The sequence below is a fragment of the Sulfitobacter sp. 1A12779 genome (assembly GCF_043557315.1).
Taxonomy (GTDB): Bacteria; Pseudomonadota; Alphaproteobacteria; order Rhodobacterales; family Rhodobacteraceae; genus Sulfitobacter; species Sulfitobacter faviae.
Genome location: NZ_JBIFFU010000038.1, coordinates 1 through 16,051, shown reverse-complemented (window position 1 = coordinate 16,051; position 16,051 = coordinate 1). Strand labels below are relative to the sequence as shown.

The window sequence follows — 16,051 nt, the reverse complement described above, 5'->3', positions numbered from 1 at the left end:
CCGCTGTCCAAAGGTCTTTCTCTCAGCCATCGCGCTCGCAGCAACCGTCATCTACTGGTTATGAATCCTGACCCTAACGAATTGTCGCTGCGCAACTTCGGACCAGGTATCGTGCGAGCAGTTTTCTCCTCCCAAGCAAACTGGAAACTGCAAGGATCGCATGTTTACTCACGAAAATTTGCCCTTGAACCTCTAGCCACTAGAAGTCCTATCTGTTCAAGGAGAACACATACCGTTCTTGCCATCAATCGCCGGTGGGAACCGAAAGGGTACGACATGCTGACAAGACGACACTTCATTCAAACAACAACGGCGCTATTTTCTGCGACCGTTCCCGGCGTGACGTTTGCCGATAGCTGGCCCACCGAGGCGCAGAAGGCTGAATGGGACGCACAGGTGACGCCTCCAAATTATGTCCCCGAAACCTCCAATCCCTGGGATTTGCACCCGCGGTTCCTGCCGCAACGAGTCCTTGCGAAGGCCGGTCTCGTGCCGGGAGATATCCATGTCGACGCGGTCGCACGATATCTTTACCACATTGAAGAGGGTGGAACCGCGATGCGCTACGGCGTGGCCATCGCGCGGGGGAACCTCTACGAGCCGGGTGTCTATACCATCAAGCGCAAGGTCAGGTGGCCGCACTGGCAACCGACACAGAGCATGATCAATCGCGACCCCGAACTTTATGCTGACATTGCCGATGGCATGGAACCGGGACCGGAAAACGCGCTTGGATCGAGGGCGCTGTATCTCTACGTCGGGGATCGCGATACCCTTTTGCGCATCCATGGCACTCCGAGCCCACGGAGTATCGGTGGCCGCGCAAGTTCGGGCTGCGTACGGATGGTCATGGCTCATATCAATGATCTTTACCCGAACGTCGAGACCGGCTCTACGGCCTATCTTTACTCGGCGGAGGACAGCGTGACTGCCCGCAGCTAAGCCAAGCAGCGGACGGCAAACGCAATTAAGTTTCGCGAGGGGTGCAGATACGATTGCCGTTCGCCGTGCGCAGCGGCAGCAAGGTTGTTTCTACGGGGCCGCTGTGTTTGTACCAGTAGCACCCGTCTTCCGGTACCAAGCGCGCAGTTGCAACATCCTGATCCGGGGCAGCCATTGCAATCACGGCTTCGGGAACGTTGCCCCCCTGTTTTGCCACGTCGCCCGGTCCAGTCGGCTGGACTGCGCACCCGGCCGTGAGCGACAGCGCCACTGCAACCATCATTTTTTGCTTCAGAATCAAAACCCGCATTAAGTTTCCTTTCGTGACTGTTTTTCTTTGCAGCGGCTGTTCATGCCTCAAGGCGTGATAGAGCCAGTCACCGCATCCTCTAGCAATAAAACAATCTGAAATACCACCGTATTTTGCTCTTGAAGCTCTAGCCACTGTAGGGGCTATGTCATGGTAAAGCACCCGAATCCAGAGGTCCATTCATGCCGTCCGACACCCATCGTCACGACCACGATCACGCCGAAGATGCCCAGACAAGCGGCGGCAGCTGCTGCGGGAGCGCCGGAACGTGCGGCGACATCGTTCCGGCGACCCCCGCGCCAGCGGGCGGGCGCAGTTTTCAGGTGTCCGGCCTCGATTGCGCCGAGGAGGTAGCAATCCTGAACAAGGTGGTCGGCCCGAAGATCGGCGGGGCCGAACATCTTGCGTTCGACGTGATCAATGGACGGATGACTATCCTCGACAGCGCCAAGAGTGTATCGGACGGCGAAATTGCAGAACTGGTCGCAAGCACCGGCATGACCGCCAAGCCCTGGGATGCCGAAAACGCGTCGGTCGACCAGGCGGCCCATCTTGCACGCCAGCGGCTGTTTACGGCGCTCAGTGGTGGCTTCTGGGCCGCGGGATTTCTGTGGCACATCATCGAGACCGGCATGGGGGGGGCACTTGGCCTCTTCGCAGGGCACGGCGAAGCGCCGATGCCACTGGTCGAGGCAGGGCTATTCGCGGTCGCGATCCTGTTCGGTGTTTGGCTCGTGGCGCCCAAGGCATGGTCGTCCGCACGGCGGCTGTCGCCCGACATGAACCTGCTCATGGTCGTCGCAGTCGCGGGTGCAATTGGCCTCGGCGAATTTTTCGAGGCGGCGACGGTTGCGTTCTTCTTCTCGCTCTCGCTTTTCCTCGAAAGCTGGAGCGTCGGGCGTGCGAGGAATGCGGTTTCAGCTCTGCTGGACCTGGCGCCGCCGACGGCAAGAATTCTTTATGATGACGGTTCGGAAGCGGACGTACCGGCTTCCGCGGTTGCTATCAACGCACGTTTCGTCGTGCGCGGCGGAGATCGCATCCCATTGGATGGTGAGGTTGTCGATGGGGCAGGGGCCGTCGATCAGGCGCCAATCACCGGAGAGAGTGCGCTGGTCCCAAAGGAACGGGGCGACGAAGTCTATGCCGGTACGATCAACGGCGAAGGCACACTGACGGTGCGCGCCACGAAGGCCGCCTCGGACACCGTGTTGGCCAAGATTATCCGCATGGTCGGCGACGCCCATGCCCGCCGTGCGCCGGTGGAGCAGTGGGTGGCGAAGTTCGCCCGCATCTACACGCCTATCGTCATGGCTCTCGCCATTGCAATTGCCCTGCTGCCGCCGCTCATTTTCGGTGGGGCCTGGGATTATTGGTTCTACAATGCACTCGTGCTGCTGGTGATCGCCTGCCCGTGTGCTCTGGTCATCTCGACACCGGTCTCCATCGTCGCCGCACTCACCGCCTCAGCGCGGGCTGGGGTGCTGATCAAGGGCGGTGCATATGTTGAGGCACCGGGCAAGACCACTGCACTGGCCATGGACAAGACCGGCACGATCACCATGGGCGAGCCGGAGGTGGCGGCGGTGCATCCGCTGGGCAAAGCATCGGCGCAAGATCTGATGACCCTCGCCGCTGGGCTGGAGGCACGTTCCTCGCATCCCTTGGCGCGCGCCATTCTCGCGCGGGCAGAAGCCGAAGGCATCAATGTGTCCGCCGCGCAAGATACCCGAACCGTTCCAGGTAGGGGACTTGAAGGACGCACAGACGGCCGGTCGATCTGGCTAGGGTCCGACCGGTTTGCCGAGGAGAAGGGTTTCGGCGACGCCATTCCGAAGGATCTGCGCGACCGCATCGAAGGGGCCGGCAGCACCCTTGTTGCCGTGGGCGACGACACCGGCGTCACCGGCATCCTGGAATTGCGCGACCGTATCCGCCCCGATGCCAAGGGCATCGTGGCACAGCTCCACGCGCAGGGCGTGAAGACCATCGTCATGCTGACGGGCGACAACGAGCGGACAGCGCGCGCTGTTGCAGCCGAGGTCGGCATCGACGAGGTCCGTGCCGAGCTTCTGCCCGAAGACAAGGTGACAGCTATCGAAGAACTGGTCGAAACGCATGACATGGTGGCCATGATCGGCGACGGGGTCAACGACGCCCCGGCCATGGCGCGCGCGCATTACGCCATCGCAATGGGTGCCGTTGGTTCGGACGCGGCAATCGAGACGGCGGATATTGCCCTGATGACAGACGACCTCGGGAAGGTGCCTTGGCTGATCGGTCATTCGCGCCGGACAATGTCGATTATCCATCAGAACATCGGTATTTCCTTGGCGACCAAGGGCGTTTTCGTTGTCGCTACCGCTTTCGGAGTGGCATCGATGTGGGGCGCTATTGCAGCCGATGTAGGAGTGTCATTGCTGGTGGTGGCCAACGCCCTGCGCCTGCTGAACAGCCAAGAGGCCAAGGCGCCGCCGTCTGGCGGTGAACAGGTTGGCGAAGGCTTGGCCAAAGGAGCGCTGGCACATGGTCATTGAACTGGGAGAACCCGGAAAGGAGCCGAGACGAGACATGAGCGTGAAGGGCAGGATGATGTGTCCGGTTTGCGAGGTGCCCTTGAGCATGACCGACCGCCAGGGGATCGAGATCGACTTCTGTCCCGATTGCCGGGGTGTCTGGCTCGACCGGGGTGAACTGGACAAGATCATCGAGCGTTCGGCACCCGATGTGGCGCCTCAGCGGGTGCCTGAGCCGCGCGGCTACGACGATGATCGCGGCTACCGGCGCGGAAAGCACGGCGGCGGCGACCGCAAGCACGGCTATCGACGCAAATCCTGGCTTCACGAGTTGTTCGATTAAGGCTTGCCGTGGTCTCCCTGCCGGTCGCCCTCAAGGCGCTGCGGTAGGCCCGCAAGGCATTCAGCGGTGAGCAGGTTGGTCCAGAGATGGCAAAGGCCGCGCTTGCCCACGGACATTGATCACGCAGCATTTGCAAGGTAACGTAATGTCCATATCAGACCTCACGAAAGAGGCATCGAGCAGTGAAAACCATCCGATTTCCCCGCCGCGCCGTCCTGTTGGGCGGATTGGCAGCGTTTTTGTCTGGCTGTGCCAGCAAGTTCCGCAGCTATGGCGGACCCGAAGTGACCCGTGTTCGGCTTTACAAGGGGCAGCGTTTGCTTGTTCTGGACGGAGCCGATCGCGTATTGCAAACCTATCCGGTCGGGCTGGGTTTCGCTCCTGAGGGTCACAAGCAATTCGAGGGAGACGGCCGGACCCCTGAGGGCGCTTACGTAGTCGATAAGCGCAACCCCGACAGTACGTATCATCTTTCGGTTGGCATCTCCTATCCGAATGAGGCCGACATCGCCTTTGCTGAAGCGCAGGGCCTTTCCCCCGGCGGCGACATCTTCATCCATGGTGGTCCACGCCCAGGCATCGACCCAACGGACGTCCGCGACTGGACAGCTGGCTGCATCGCGGTCACAGATCGGCAGATCGAGGACATCTATGCAATGGTGAAAGACGGAACACCGATCGACATCTACGCCTGATGGGAGGAGATGATCTTCCGTCAGATCAGGCAAATCGTCGGCACAGGGCCACGTTGATCGCTTCGATGGCGATCACGGCCAAAGTGACACTTGCCGCCGTGGGCCAGCGCAAGCACCCGGTACGCGTAAGGACACTACAATATGTGTCCAGCCGTGGCAGTGGCGAGACAGGCGGGCCCTAGCGGAGAAGAATACGTCTGGTCTCATGTCGAATTCAATCTATCCGAGGGCATAGACGATGGTCACGACGGTAACCATGACAACCATGAACATGGAGAATGCGCCAAGGGCGAGCGTACGGCCCATGTCTCGGTTCGGCTTCCCTACTTTCAGACGCAGTTCCTCCGCGGTTTCCGGAAACTCGAGCGCCGCCGCATTCGATTGGCGCATCAGGTCGTAGCGGGACGTCCAGCGCCGTTCCTCCGCCGCGTTCCAGCCGTTCAGCACCAGAATGATTGCCGCGATGAGAACCATCGACGACGGGACCCAGATTACGTAGCCACCGATTGTCTCGTCAGCCAGGGCGCGAAGTCGGCCACCGCTCGCTGCGATGATTTCTGATCCATAGAGAGGCACCTCTTTGAGCGTTGTCAGGGAGCCCAGAAAGATGTTGGAAACGATCACCACGAACCCTGACATCAGCCGAGCACCGCGCCGCGCTCCTTCAGGCGGATCACGCAGATCGAACAGCATAGCAAAGTACCAAAGCCCAGCCAGCACCATAGACAGATGTGCTAGCGCTTCCATCGCCGCAATACGTTGTGTAAGGGCGTAGATCATCGGGATCTGCCAGACGAAAAGCGCACCAATCAACAAGGAGGTGGCAGATGCAGGAAGCGCCAAGAATCGCGGGATGCGCGCACGCCCAATCGCGGCAAGGCGTCGGCGCCATTCCCTTTTCAATCCGGCTTGAAGGACAAGCCAGGGTTGAGAAACCGCAATGAGAATGGGTCCTGCCAGTCGCAGAAGAAGATGCTCGGCCTGGTGTACCGAAAACAGACTGTGCCCCAATGGCGGGAGCGGCCCATTCGTCGCGACGAGGACGGCCGCGAGGCCGACAAAGAAGACGGCTCGACGCCAGCCAGAAACCCTTCCGAGACAGCGAGCGTGTATTTTGAGCCCACGCAAAAACAGCCATGCTGTAAGACCGACAACAATGAGCGACACCGGTGACAGCACATAGCCGAAAGGGTCGTAAAGGAAGAAGAAGTTCGTGATCATTCGCTCTGGCCCTCGCTCATCCGAGGGTTGTCGGAGGTAGCCGGTGTGAGCCGCGATATCCCGGAAGCGCCGCCACGGGCTAGTGACAGATCGGTCGACATGGCGAGGTATTCGCCTTGTATCCACGAGGGAAAAAGATTGTCGTAGAATCGAGATAGCGGATGTCCCGACTGTCCGGCGGGCGAGATGTAGTATGATCCCGCTGCTCCCGATATCGACATGACCGCCTGAAAATTGCTTCCGGCACTTACAAGGAATGGACGGTCTTCTTCAACACCAAATGACGTCAAGAATTGCGTAAAGGGATCGCCTGAGATCGGCGCTTGAAGGGACAGCAGGTCGGTCAGCAACCCACGTGAACTGATCGGCGACCACTGCATGTCCAATGTATGCTCCTCCCCCCAGGTCCAGGTCGAAAGATCGCGCCCATATCGATCGACCAGCCAGCCAAGGGCATCATCCAAGGCCACGCGAACCTGCTCCTCACATGTCTCTCGAGGTGACGATGGACGGATGTCGCACCAGATCGCGCTGCCGCGACGATCGCTGAGTACCGCATAAAGAAAGTCCGGGTTCGGACGGGTCCAGAGTTGCTTCGCTGTCGGAAACTCGTCTTTCAAAATGCGCTGCTGCAAAGCCCAGACCCAGGTCCAAAACAGCAGAGGTTCCGGCGCATATCGATCCATTTCGCCATTCCACGACGCAAGCCTGTCCAGTAGCTCACGACGAAGGTCGTCCGTATCGGTGCCTTCGATGCTGTCTCTGGACTGCACGAACCAAAGCTCTTTCGCCATTAGGGGCAGGAGGGTTCGCGCCACGGAACTTACGGTGTCCCTTTGAACACCCATGACGCCTTCTGTCGAGAAGATCGATTGCCGCGTTTCAAGCTCCGCCAGTCGAATGTCGCGAAATGACGACGCCCGTACGGCTTCCTCTTTTGGCCAACGGTCAACGGTCTCTCGATCAATTACCAATGCCTCCATGCCCTTCGGCAACATGTCTGCGGCAACTCTAGTGGCATCGTTCGCGTCGGCTGAACGCGCAAACAGCTCCAGCATCGTCAGGAAACCTGCCGTCTGCATGGGTGATGGCCCCCCTGGCGCCTCCTCGTCTGGCACGGGAAGTGACCGGAAGGCCCAGGCGACGCGCGCGTTGCGACCAACAATAACGAAAGGTACGCCCGGCATTGTGGCCCCTATGGCCGGCCCCGTCGAAAATTGAAGATCAGCGAGATACCATTCCGAGGGAAGCGACAGGGAACCGCTGATTTCGGCGGCGAGAATTGGCGTCCCGGTAGCGGTTCGGTCACCGTCCATCGCCCACGCATTGAGGCGCTGCTGCGGATCAGTCGCCAGTAGTTCGGGCGCTCTCGGGCGATCCGTCGGTATAATGGCACCTGATATACTCGGCATTCCTTCCCGTGCGCTTCCCGGTCGCAGGCCATTCAGGAAAGACCGGGCAATCCTCAGGCTATCGCCGGGTGTCCAGGCCGCGATCGACCGTTCGTCTGCGATCAGCAGCTCCGGAGAGCCTCTGCCACGCCCGCCTTCCGACACAAGCTCGAGCCACGCATTGACGCCCGCGGCATAGGACGCGAGCGCGTCTGAGACCGCTGGCGCAACGGACAATGTCCCATCGGCTGGCCACGAAGCTTCCGCTTTTCGCCTTGCCCTTAACAGTTGACCGAGCCTGTCTTGGGCGTGAACGAAGCCGATCGCGAAGTAGACATCTGCAGCGGAAGTCGCGGAGATGTGCGGGACTGCCGAAGAATCTCGCAGAATGTCGACCGGTCCGCCTAAGCCTGCGACCGTGAAGTCCTCGTCGTAGTCGGGAACGGATGCGCTCAGCAGAAAATAGACCAACCCGGAACCAACCGATACCGTGATGCAGATTGCCAGAAACCCGTACAGCAATATGTTGAAAAGCCGTCTCATGTCGGTGCTGTTTCGAAACCCTTCTTAAAAAAAGATGCGCAAGAGGACCACCGATATGAAATAGGTGAGAAGACCGAAGGCGATCGCCGAACTCGCCGCATACTGGAGGATATCCAGCCGGTTTCCTTTTCGGCGTCGCGCCAGATATCCACCCCAGATCGCACCCGCGACAATGCCCGCGATTACCAGCATGACTTTTTCTCCGTTCTTGTTCTCTTGTTGCACCGGTGTGTGCCGACCAGACCTGCAGCCAGTCCGACGGCCCAAGTAGTGAAGATGAGAGCCAGCAGCGCCCAGTCACCGAAGCGCGCATAGAGCGTTGACGGATGAGCAGAGGGCAGAGCCGCATCTATGACACCGGTTTCTCCGTTGCCGAGCCGCGCGACGAGGTCACCGTTTGCGTCGATGATCGCGGAGATCCCTGTGTTTGCGGCCCGGACGATGGGAAGCCCTTCCTCGACAGCGCGCATGCGTGCGGACGCGAGGTGCTGCTCCGGTCCAATGCTGGTTCCGAACCAAGCATCGTTGGTCGCATTGAAAATCCAGTCCGGCCGGAACAGATCGTCGACCACATGGCTTGGGAAGATGATCTCATAGCAGATCGCCACGGCGACCAGCGGCACACCCGGAAGCGCAAGCGTTCGCGGGCCCGGTCCGGGCGTAAAGTCGCCCAGACCCGCCGTGAGCCGCTCGATGGGCAACCAGCCACGGAATGGCACATATTCGCCGAAGGGTACGAGATGGTGTTTCGCGTATCCGGTCAGGATTCTGCCGGTCGCGCCAAAAGCCTGGACCGTGTTGAAATATCGGGTGCCATCCTCGCTCGGTACACGGTCCGGCACACCGGTGAGCAGCACCCTGCCCTCTGTGAGCGCAGCGGCAATGCGGGCCTGCGCCTCCGTATCCTCGTCGAGGAAACCCGGAAAGGCGGTTTCCGGCCAGAGAAGCACGTCGAAATCGCCGCGCCGGGTTGAAAGCTCAAGATAGCGCGCGAATGTCGCCTCGCGGTTCTCGGGCGCCCATTTCTCCTCTTGTGGAATGTTGCCCTGGACGATGCGCAGGTCGACACCGGGTGGCTGTTGTGCATCCGACTGGAGGCGCAGCGTGCCGACAGCCCACATCGTCGCGATTCCGGCCAGCGCCATGAGCGAAACGGTCAATCGTTGCCGCCCGGACGCCATAGCAGCCGCGCCAGGGAGTACCGCGACGAACACGGTGAGAAAGCTTAGCCCATAGCTTCCGACCCAGGCGGCGGTCTGGCGAAGGGCGGCGTAGTCTACAAGTGCGTAACCGGCCAGATTCCAGGGAAACCCTGTCAGAACGTGACCACGCAACCACTCGGCCACGGTCCAGGAGGTCGCGAACAGGAGGCAGGCCAAGAGACTGCCCATGGCTCCGCGCCGCGCGATTTCGGCAAAAAGCGCAGCGGCAATGGCTGGGAAAATCGCGAGACCTGCGGACAATCCCGCGACCGCCGGAATCGCCATCGTCCCAAACCGCTCGGCCTCGACGTAGAAACTTTCCGCGATCCACCAAATCCCGAAACCGAACTGGCCGAGACCAAACGCCCAGCCGACGAGGAAAACACGCCCGAAGGAGAGATCGCGAAGCCCGACAAACAACGCGGAATAGGCAACGGGAACAAGCAGGAGAATCGAAAGAGGCGGGAAAGTCAGAACGGTCATCGCCCCGGCGGCGAAACCAAGCGTCATCCGCGAAAGAAAACGGTGGCGCAGAGCGATGCGGTTCAGAATTTCCGGCTTCACGACTTGATCGAACGCCGCGCGCTGATCCATGGCGCGGCGAGCAAGAGCCCCACGCCACTGACGACAAATACATCGGCCAAGTTGAAGGCAGGCCAATGTGTTGTGCCAATGTAGAAATCGAGAAAGTCTGTTACAGCCCGATACCGCACACGATCGATGACATTGCCCAGGGCTCCGCCAATGATCGCACCGTAGGCAAGCATTTCCACCGCATTGTCGGCGCGAAACAGCATAACCCCTAGCCAAACACAGATGGCAAGAGCGAGAGCGATTAGGCTCCACCACGGAGCGCCGCCCAGCATCCCGAAAGTCACGCCGTCATTACGATAAAAGACGAGGTTGAATCCCGGAAACACGGAAATCCCGGCGCTTAAAGTGGCGGCATCCGCAACAACAATGGCTTTGGTGATCTGATCAATCGCGAACGCAGCAAGCGCCGCGAAGACGCCGATCACCGGAGATACCTTGTTTAGTGACATTGCCTCATCCCAACCAGACATCGAGAAACAGCATCAGAACGAGCCCGACTGCGAGACCGAGCGTCGCCCTGTTCTGATGGCCGCTGCGATGGGTTTCGGGGATGATTTCGTGGCTGATGACGTAGAGCATTGCGCCCGCGGCAAAGGCCAGTCCCCATGGCAGCAGCGGTTCCGACAGTGTGATGATCCCGGCCCCGAGCAGGCCGCCAATCGGCTCGACCATGCCCGTCAGCGCCGCGATGCCCCAGGCGCGCAGCTTCGGATATCCCTCGCCCAGCAGAGATACAGCGACGGCCAATCCTTCGGGCGCATTCTGAAGCCCGATGCCGACAGCAAGCGGCAAACCGCCCTCCATACCTCCGGATCCGAAGCCGACCCCCACGGCAAGGCCTTCGGGGAAGTTGTGGATCGTGATCGCAATGATGAACAACCAGACCCGCCGCAAAGACGCCGCTTCGGGCCCTTCGCGTCCCATCTTGAAGTGCTCGTGCGGCAGCTTTTCGTTCATCAGGGCGACAGCCCCCATGCCCAGAAGAATCGAAACGCATACGATGGCCGCAGGCATCGCGCCGTTTTCGAACATCGGCTCCGCCGCATCCAATGCCGGGATGATCAGCGAAAAGAAAGAAGCGGCGAGCATCACACCGGCAGCGAAGCCGAGCGACAGAGCGCGTGTGGCCCGAGACGGGATGCGCCCGAACAGCACGGGAACTGCTCCGACTGCTGTGAGCGATCCGGCGGCAAGACTTCCGAGAAAGCCGAGCATTATCGGAGACAGATTTCCCATGGGCGGGCCAGATTATCCTTCGGCGTAGCTCGAAAAGACTTCCGTCGACCCGTCCTTGCGGATGAGGAAGACATCATAGGCTTCACGGTCGTCTTCTGGCCCCATGCCGGGCGAGCCATAGGGCATCCCCGGAACAGCGAGGCCGACGGCGTCCGGGCGCTCCTCGAGAAGGCGGCGGATGTCAGCGGCCGGTACATGGCCCTCGATCACGTAGCCGTCAATGAGCGCGGTGTGGCAGGAGACCATGCGCTGCGGCACGCCGTTGTCTAGCTTGAAGCGCACGAGAAGCCCGCCGAACATGTCCTGGCCGGTCGGCACAAACCCGTTCTCTTCGAGATGTTTCATCCACGAGAGGCAGCAGCCGCATCCGTTGGTCTTGCGGACGTCGATCGCCGTTGCCTCTGCGAGGGCCTGGGCCGCTGGGAACAGGGCGAGCGTGATGGCGAGAGCTTGGGTCATGCGTTTCATGGGTCAGAGCCTTTCGGTTGTCGTTTTGGCAATCTCGCTGCCGAGGTTTTCATTCAGAAGCGCGCGCGCCTCGGCCAGACGCGAGAGCGCGGCGGTATCATCCGCTTCGCTCTCGGCTGCTTCGGCGAGCCGGTCGTCAGTGAGGGGGTCAGTCGGGCGCCCATCCACGAGGACTTCGTAGTGCAGGTTCGGACCTGTCGCCGTGCCAGTCGCGCCGACGCGGCCGATCACATCTCCCGCCGCAACGCGTTGGCCTTGTGCCAGGTCTTCCGGCACGGCGCTCAGATGCGCGTAGCGCGTCATGGTGTCGGAGCCGTGCGAGATTTCGACCACACGGCCATAGCCACCGCGCCAGCCAATGAAACTAACCCGCCCCGGTGCCGTCGATTGAACCGGTGTCCCACGTGCCGCTGCGAAATCGACGCCGGTGTGCATCCGGACGTTGCCAAAGACCGGATGCGTGCGGCGTCCGAACACCGAGCTGAGGCGCGCACCCTCGACCGGCTGTGCGAAGACGCGCAGCACCTCGCCATCGACGTAGATCGTCGCCTGACCGCTGCCGTCGTCCGGCCATACGATCTCGTAAAGCGAACCGCCGACCTCCAGTGCGGCGAAGGCGAGTTCGGGCTGTCCGATCCTGTCCTCTCCGACCCGCGCCTCACGCCAGAGAAGCCTTAGTGTTTCGCCACCGGCCATCTCGCGGCGGAAATCCACGGTCCCACCCAGCATCTGCGCAAGGTCCACGGAAAAACGGGCGGGTATGCCGGCTTCGTCGAGTGCCGCGAAGATCGAGCTGTCGATCACGGCTTCGCCGGCAAGGGTTACGATCTCCGGATCCGGAGCCACGACCTGTGTGGACAACTGCTCGCCGAAAACCACCTAGATCCGAACCCCGTCCTCGACGGCGAGTGAGACGGTGCGGGGGCTGCCGTCCACGGTCGAAGCGACAGTGACCGAGTGCCCCGGCCGCAGCCGTCGCAGATCGTATTCCGCACCAAGCGCGAGGGCAACTTCGGCTCTGTCAGGTGCCGCAAGACCGGCCTCTGACAGCAAGAAATCGAGCGTTTCGCCCGGAGCAATGTCGCGCGACCACGTCGACAGGGGTGGCTCGATCGCTTGCACCGGCCTGTCGGCAAACGCGGCCTGCAGAAGGGGCAGCGGGCTGAGGTCGGGTGCATCGTCTGCCCATGCCGCCGCGGGCAACGTCACGGGGATGTCAACGTTCTGGGGGGCTTCAGGACCTTGGGGCATCCAGCTACCTGCCTGGGCAAGTTCCGGCGGCACGGGTTCTTTCGACATGGAATCAGAGATGGCGATAGCCGCTCCCGAAACCGTCCCCGCAATTGCGACACAAGCCGCCAAAGATCTGAGCCTCATGTCGCCCCCTCCATTTCTTCTTCCAGCGCGCGGCGGATCTTCGGCACCGCGAATTCTTTGGGCTCGTGATAGTCGATCATGGTGACGAATCGCCCAGAGGCTGCGAACAGGAAGACGCTCGCGGTGTGGTTCATCGTGTAATCGCCGCTCTCCGCCGGTACTCGCTCGTAGGTGGCGCGGAAGCCGTCCGCGACGCGCGCTATCTGCTCTTCCGGTCCCGTCCAGCCACGTATCCCAGGATGGAAGTAGCCGACATATTCCGCCATCGCCTCGACGGTATCGCGCTCGGGGTCGACCGTAATGAAGACCACGTTCATCTCGTCGGCCTCGTCTCCCAGATCGTCGAGCCATCCCGAAATGTCCGAGAGCGTGGTCGGGCAGACATCGGGACAGTAGGTGAAGCCGAAGAACACCATCGTCGGGCGACCGATCAGGGTTTCCGGCCCGACCGCGTTGCCCTCATGATCCGTCAGACGGAAATCCATCTCGGTCAGGGCCATAGGCCGCTGCCCGACAGGTTCGGGTCCACCGGGTCCATCGACCTGCCACCAACCGACGAAGAGCATCAGGGCGACCGCCCCGACACCAGCCGCGCCGTACCCCAGGATCGCCCGTCGCCGCATCAGTCCTCCGGCCCTCGCGCGGCGATGCCGAGGATCGGCACATGGACCGTCACTTCGCCTCCGTCGTCGAAAAGCAGGGTCAGCGGAAAGGTGTCCCCTTCCGTCATCGGTTCTTTCAGCCGCATCAGCATCGCGTGCAGGCCGCCCGGCTCGAGCGCGACGCTTTCGCCAGGGGCGATCGCGATCTCCCCCGCCGGGCTCATGGAACTCACACCTTCGGCATTGGTCTTCGTCTCGTGAATTTCGGGCATCATCGCGAGCGGTGTTGTAAGGCCGATCAGCGTCACCGGTTCGTCGCCAGTGTTGCGGATCGCCATGTAGGCGGCCCCGGGGCGGTTCATCCCGATGGAGGCGCGGGACCACGCGTTCTCGACGACAACATCCTCTGGTCCGGCCAGCGCGGGCACTGAGAGCCCTCCAAAGGTCAAAAGCACGGCCAGTGTGCCGGTCAAAATATACTTTTTCATCGTTCTGATCCTGCCCTTTCCATTCAGCTTTACGCGGCAGCGACTTCGGCAGCCACCAATCGCCGCAGTTCTGCCTCCCCGAACGGATCGAGCGGCTTGCCGTTCACGAAGAATGTGGGCGTCTGGCGAATTCCCACGGTCTCGACGTCAGCACGATCCTGGTTCAGGATCGCCACGACATCGGGTGCCAGCATTTGCGTGCGCGCGGCCTCGGCATCGAGTCCGGCCGTGGCGGCGATTTGAAGGATCAGACCAGGCTCCGGGGCACCGTGCGACGCCCATCTCGGCTGTTCCCGCAAAACGGCCTCGAGCACCGGCACGTAAATGTCCTGCATGCGCGCCGCCTCGAGCACGCGGATCGCTTCCTCGGATGCCGCGCCGTGGAAGGGCGTGTAGCGGATCACGACGCGGACAGCATCCCCATGCTCGGCCATGATGTCCTTCACGATGGGATGAAAGGCGCGACAGGCCTCGCAGGCCGGATCGAAGAATTCGACGATCGTGACGGGCGCTTCCGCAGGCCCGAGGATGGGCGAGTAGGGGCGGATCATCGCGTCCGCGAGTTCCGGCGCAACAGGCTCCGCTTCGGCCACCGGGCCGGGGCGGGTTGCAAACCAGGTGGCTCCGCCGAAACCGGCGACGCCGAGGGCGAGAACGGACAGGATCAGGCCGCGTCGGTTCATGTTCGTGTGTCCTTCAATGAAAGGGCCGAAAGCGCCCCGATCAGCGCGAAGGCGGCGAGCGCCATCAGCGGGATAGGGATGCCTAAGACCAGTTGGTTGTCATCGGTGCAAGAGGGGCCGGTCGCCGTGCAGGGCTGGATGCGTTCGGGAACAAGACCGACGTACAGTCCCATGTGCCACAGGGCGACTGCGCCGCCGCCAAGCGCCAATGCGATGCCATAGCGCCCCACGCGGCCGTCCCGCCACCAAAGGCCCAGCCCGAGGATAATGGCCAAGGGGAACATGAAGGCGCGCTGGAACCAGCACAGCACACAGGGCGTCTGCCCCAGCACCTCGCCGATGAAAAGCACGGCAAGCGAGGCGACGAGCGCGATGATCCACGCCAGCCCGAGGGCTGTTTCTCCGGACATACGGTTCATGTCGGTCAGATCCTCTCTTCCAGGTCGGCGAGGATCTCTTCGGCGGAGGTGCCGTAGGGCCACGAGTCGGCGAAGCCCGCGTCGGGATCGAAGAGGAACAGATGCGACGTGTGGCCCATCGTGTAACCATCCGGCGCCGCAGCCTCTTCGACGCGTTCGAAGAAGATCGGAAAGGTCTCGGATGTGGCGGCGATCTGTTCCGGCATGCCGGTCAGCCCGATGATGCCCGCATCGAACAGCGGGACGTATTCGGCGAGTGCTGCGGGCGTGTCTCGTTCAGGGTCGATTGTTATGAAAATCGGCTGGACCTTGGCGGCATCGTCGCCCAGACCGTCCATCACCGCCGCGACCTCGGATAGGGTCGTCGGGCAGACGTCGGGGCAGTTGGTAAAGCCGAAAAAAACCAGCATCCAGCGCCCCGCAAAGTCCTCCTCGGTTCGAACCATACCCTGGTGGTCCGTCAGTTCGAACTCAGCGAAAAAAGGCGGTTCGGCGTCGGTTCGGGCGCTATCGGAACGATAGTCAGACCAGAGCAAAAGCCATACGAAGGCAAGCGCTGCCACGCCTGCCAAAACCCAAAGAAATTTCTGTGCCGATGTAAGGGACAATCCTGTGCGCCTGTTTTTGATTCTTATTGCATGTGCGGATACATCCTCTAGCCGCTAGAGGTTCAAGCACAAAATCATGGTATAGCTTGAACTCACGCGTCTGTGAATCCGGCACTTGTTTATTCCGACGGCAAAACCTACACAAACTGTATCTTTTTCATGGAGGCGAAAATGCTCACGATCGGTACTCTGTCAAAGAAGACTGGCACAAAGGTGCAGACCATCCGGTACTACGAACAGATTGGGCTCATGCCCGAACCTGGCAGGACCGAAGGCGGACAGAGGCGCTACGACAATGCACAGCTCGACCGACTGTCCTTCATCCGCCATTCGCGGCAACTCGGTTTCTCGCTCGATGCGATCCGCGAGCTGCTCGACCTCAGCGACCATCCCAACCGGCCCTGTGATGAGGC

The 16,051-nt window shown here is 61.3% G+C and carries 18 protein-coding genes and 1 pseudogene; 5 read left to right on the top strand and 14 right to left on the bottom strand.

Features of this window, described 5'->3' with window-relative positions:
- The first annotated feature begins 276 nt into the window (after positions 1–276).
- Positions 277–942 carry a L,D-transpeptidase gene (locus ACGYLQ_RS19755; protein WP_088635921.1) on the top strand — a complete coding sequence of 222 codons (666 nt, stop codon included), beginning with the start codon at positions 277–279 and terminating at the stop codon, positions 940–942.
- Between the two features lie 25 nt (positions 943–967).
- Here ACGYLQ_RS19755 and ACGYLQ_RS19750 read toward each other — a convergent pair whose 3' ends face one another.
- The gene (locus ACGYLQ_RS19750; protein WP_088635920.1) at positions 968–1,252 is read right to left on the bottom strand and encodes a hypothetical protein; all 285 of its coding nucleotides are present in this window, start codon (positions 1,250–1,252) and stop codon (positions 968–970) included.
- A gap of 182 nt (positions 1,253–1,434) precedes the next feature.
- Here ACGYLQ_RS19750 and ACGYLQ_RS19745 point away from each other — a divergent pair, with 182 nt between their 5' ends.
- From ACGYLQ_RS19745 to ACGYLQ_RS19735, 3 genes are all read left to right on the top strand, one after another.
- Positions 1,435–3,789: a cation-translocating P-type ATPase gene (locus ACGYLQ_RS19745; RefSeq protein WP_271690351.1), complete on the top strand. Its 2,355-nt coding sequence runs from the start codon at positions 1,435–1,437 to the stop codon at positions 3,787–3,789.
- 34 nt (positions 3,790–3,823) lie between these two features.
- On the top strand, positions 3,824–4,111 hold the full coding sequence (locus ACGYLQ_RS19740) for a zf-TFIIB domain-containing protein (protein ID WP_071974146.1): 288 nt from the start codon (positions 3,824–3,826) through the stop codon (positions 4,109–4,111).
- Positions 4,112–4,293: 182 nt separating this feature from the next.
- Positions 4,294–4,806 carry a murein L,D-transpeptidase family protein gene (locus ACGYLQ_RS19735; protein WP_035367119.1) on the top strand — a complete coding sequence of 171 codons (513 nt, stop codon included), beginning with the start codon at positions 4,294–4,296 and terminating at the stop codon, positions 4,804–4,806.
- A gap of 219 nt (positions 4,807–5,025) precedes the next feature.
- On the opposite strand, the gene ACGYLQ_RS19730 is transcribed toward ACGYLQ_RS19735, so the two are convergent.
- The 13 genes and pseudogenes from ACGYLQ_RS19730 to ACGYLQ_RS19670 all read right to left on the bottom strand — a co-directional run bounded on the left by ACGYLQ_RS19730 (position 5,026) and on the right by ACGYLQ_RS19670 (position 15,602).
- Positions 5,026–6,027 (bottom strand): cytochrome c oxidase assembly protein, encoded by a 1,002-nt coding sequence (locus ACGYLQ_RS19730; RefSeq protein ID WP_088635918.1) that lies wholly within the window; start codon positions 6,025–6,027, stop codon positions 5,026–5,028.
- On the bottom strand, positions 6,024–7,961 hold the full coding sequence (locus ACGYLQ_RS19725; protein WP_088635917.1) for a penicillin acylase family protein: 1,938 nt from the start codon (positions 7,959–7,961) through the stop codon (positions 6,024–6,026). The genes ACGYLQ_RS19730 and ACGYLQ_RS19725 overlap by 4 nt, the downstream gene beginning before the upstream one ends.
- Positions 7,962–7,985: 24 nt before the next feature.
- Positions 7,986–8,153, bottom strand: a complete 168-nt coding sequence (locus ACGYLQ_RS19720) for a hypothetical protein (RefSeq protein ID WP_009815492.1) — start codon at positions 8,151–8,153, stop codon at positions 7,986–7,988.
- Positions 8,144–9,757, bottom strand: a complete 1,614-nt coding sequence (gene lnt, locus ACGYLQ_RS19715) for an apolipoprotein N-acyltransferase (RefSeq protein WP_394444485.1) — start codon at positions 9,755–9,757, stop codon at positions 8,144–8,146. The genes ACGYLQ_RS19720 and lnt overlap by 10 nt, the downstream gene beginning before the upstream one ends.
- Positions 9,724–10,227, bottom strand: a complete 504-nt coding sequence (lspA, locus tag ACGYLQ_RS19710) for a signal peptidase II (RefSeq protein WP_369824853.1) — start codon at positions 10,225–10,227, stop codon at positions 9,724–9,726. The genes lnt and lspA overlap by 34 nt, the downstream gene beginning before the upstream one ends.
- On the bottom strand, positions 10,211–10,993 hold the full coding sequence (locus tag ACGYLQ_RS19705; protein ID WP_088635914.1) for a ZIP family metal transporter: 783 nt from the start codon (positions 10,991–10,993) through the stop codon (positions 10,211–10,213). Before ACGYLQ_RS19705 ends, lspA begins: the two co-directional genes overlap by 17 nt.
- A gap of 12 nt (positions 10,994–11,005) precedes the next feature.
- Positions 11,006–11,461, bottom strand: a complete 456-nt coding sequence (locus ACGYLQ_RS19700) for a DUF411 domain-containing protein (RefSeq protein WP_043772538.1) — start codon at positions 11,459–11,461, stop codon at positions 11,006–11,008.
- Positions 11,462–11,464: 3 nt separating this feature from the next.
- Positions 11,465–12,838, bottom strand: a pseudogene (locus tag ACGYLQ_RS19695) (M23 family metallopeptidase).
- The gene (locus ACGYLQ_RS19690; protein WP_088635913.1) at positions 12,835–13,461 is read right to left on the bottom strand and encodes an SCO family protein; all 627 of its coding nucleotides are present in this window, start codon (positions 13,459–13,461) and stop codon (positions 12,835–12,837) included. Before ACGYLQ_RS19690 ends, ACGYLQ_RS19695 begins: the two are co-directional and overlap by 4 nt.
- Complete coding sequence (locus tag ACGYLQ_RS19685; RefSeq protein WP_088635912.1) at positions 13,461–13,928, bottom strand: copper chaperone PCu(A)C; 468 nt, start codon at positions 13,926–13,928, stop codon at positions 13,461–13,463. The genes ACGYLQ_RS19690 and ACGYLQ_RS19685 overlap by 1 nt, the downstream gene beginning before the upstream one ends.
- Positions 13,929–13,957: 29 nt before the next feature.
- Positions 13,958–14,611 carry a thioredoxin domain-containing protein gene (locus tag ACGYLQ_RS19680; protein WP_088635911.1) on the bottom strand — a complete coding sequence of 218 codons (654 nt, stop codon included), beginning with the start codon at positions 14,609–14,611 and terminating at the stop codon, positions 13,958–13,960.
- Positions 14,608–15,030, bottom strand: a complete 423-nt coding sequence (locus tag ACGYLQ_RS19675; RefSeq protein WP_088635910.1) for a disulfide bond formation protein B — start codon at positions 15,028–15,030, stop codon at positions 14,608–14,610. Before ACGYLQ_RS19675 ends, ACGYLQ_RS19680 begins: the two co-directional genes overlap by 4 nt.
- Before the next feature lie 5 nt (positions 15,031–15,035).
- Complete coding sequence (locus tag ACGYLQ_RS19670; protein WP_088635930.1) at positions 15,036–15,602, bottom strand: SCO family protein; 567 nt, start codon at positions 15,600–15,602, stop codon at positions 15,036–15,038.
- 207 nt (positions 15,603–15,809) lie between these two features.
- On the opposite strand from ACGYLQ_RS19670, the gene ACGYLQ_RS19665 reads away from it, so the two are divergent.
- Positions 15,810–16,051: helix-turn-helix domain-containing protein (locus tag ACGYLQ_RS19665; protein ID WP_394444484.1), on the top strand; the 242-nt coding region annotated here is incomplete at its 3' end.

Bases quoted from the DNA above. Each gene is read 5' to 3' on its own strand.
- ACGYLQ_RS19755 (WP_088635921.1), top strand. From the start codon at position 277: ATGCTGACAAGACGACACTTCATTCAAACAACAACGGCGCTATTTTCT.
- ACGYLQ_RS19750 (WP_088635920.1), bottom strand. From the start codon at position 1,252: ATGCGGGTTTTGATTCTGAAGCAAAAAATGATGGTTGCAGTGGCGCTG.
- ACGYLQ_RS19745 (WP_271690351.1), top strand. From the start codon at position 1,435: ATGCCGTCCGACACCCATCGTCACGACCACGATCACGCCGAAGATGCC.
- ACGYLQ_RS19740 (WP_071974146.1), top strand. From the start codon at position 3,824: ATGAGCGTGAAGGGCAGGATGATGTGTCCGGTTTGCGAGGTGCCCTTG.
- ACGYLQ_RS19730 (WP_088635918.1), bottom strand. From the start codon at position 6,027: ATGATCACGAACTTCTTCTTCCTTTACGACCCTTTCGGCTATGTGCTG.
- ACGYLQ_RS19725 (WP_088635917.1), bottom strand. From the start codon at position 7,961: ATGAGACGGCTTTTCAACATATTGCTGTACGGGTTTCTGGCAATCTGC.
- ACGYLQ_RS19720 (WP_009815492.1), bottom strand. From the start codon at position 8,153: ATGCTGGTAATCGCGGGCATTGTCGCGGGTGCGATCTGGGGTGGATAT.
- lnt (WP_394444485.1), bottom strand. From the start codon at position 9,757: ATGGATCAGCGCGCGGCGTTCGATCAAGTCGTGAAGCCGGAAATTCTG.
- lspA (WP_369824853.1), bottom strand. From the start codon at position 10,227: ATGTCTGGTTGGGATGAGGCAATGTCACTAAACAAGGTATCTCCGGTG.
- ACGYLQ_RS19705 (WP_088635914.1), bottom strand. From the start codon at position 10,993: ATGGGAAATCTGTCTCCGATAATGCTCGGCTTTCTCGGAAGTCTTGCC.
- ACGYLQ_RS19700 (WP_043772538.1), bottom strand. From the start codon at position 11,461: ATGAAACGCATGACCCAAGCTCTCGCCATCACGCTCGCCCTGTTCCCA.
- ACGYLQ_RS19690 (WP_088635913.1), bottom strand. From the start codon at position 13,461: ATGCGGCGACGGGCGATCCTGGGGTACGGCGCGGCTGGTGTCGGGGCG.
- ACGYLQ_RS19685 (WP_088635912.1), bottom strand. From the start codon at position 13,928: ATGAAAAAGTATATTTTGACCGGCACACTGGCCGTGCTTTTGACCTTT.
- ACGYLQ_RS19680 (WP_088635911.1), bottom strand. From the start codon at position 14,611: ATGAACCGACGCGGCCTGATCCTGTCCGTTCTCGCCCTCGGCGTCGCC.
- ACGYLQ_RS19675 (WP_088635910.1), bottom strand. From the start codon at position 15,030: ATGAACCGTATGTCCGGAGAAACAGCCCTCGGGCTGGCGTGGATCATC.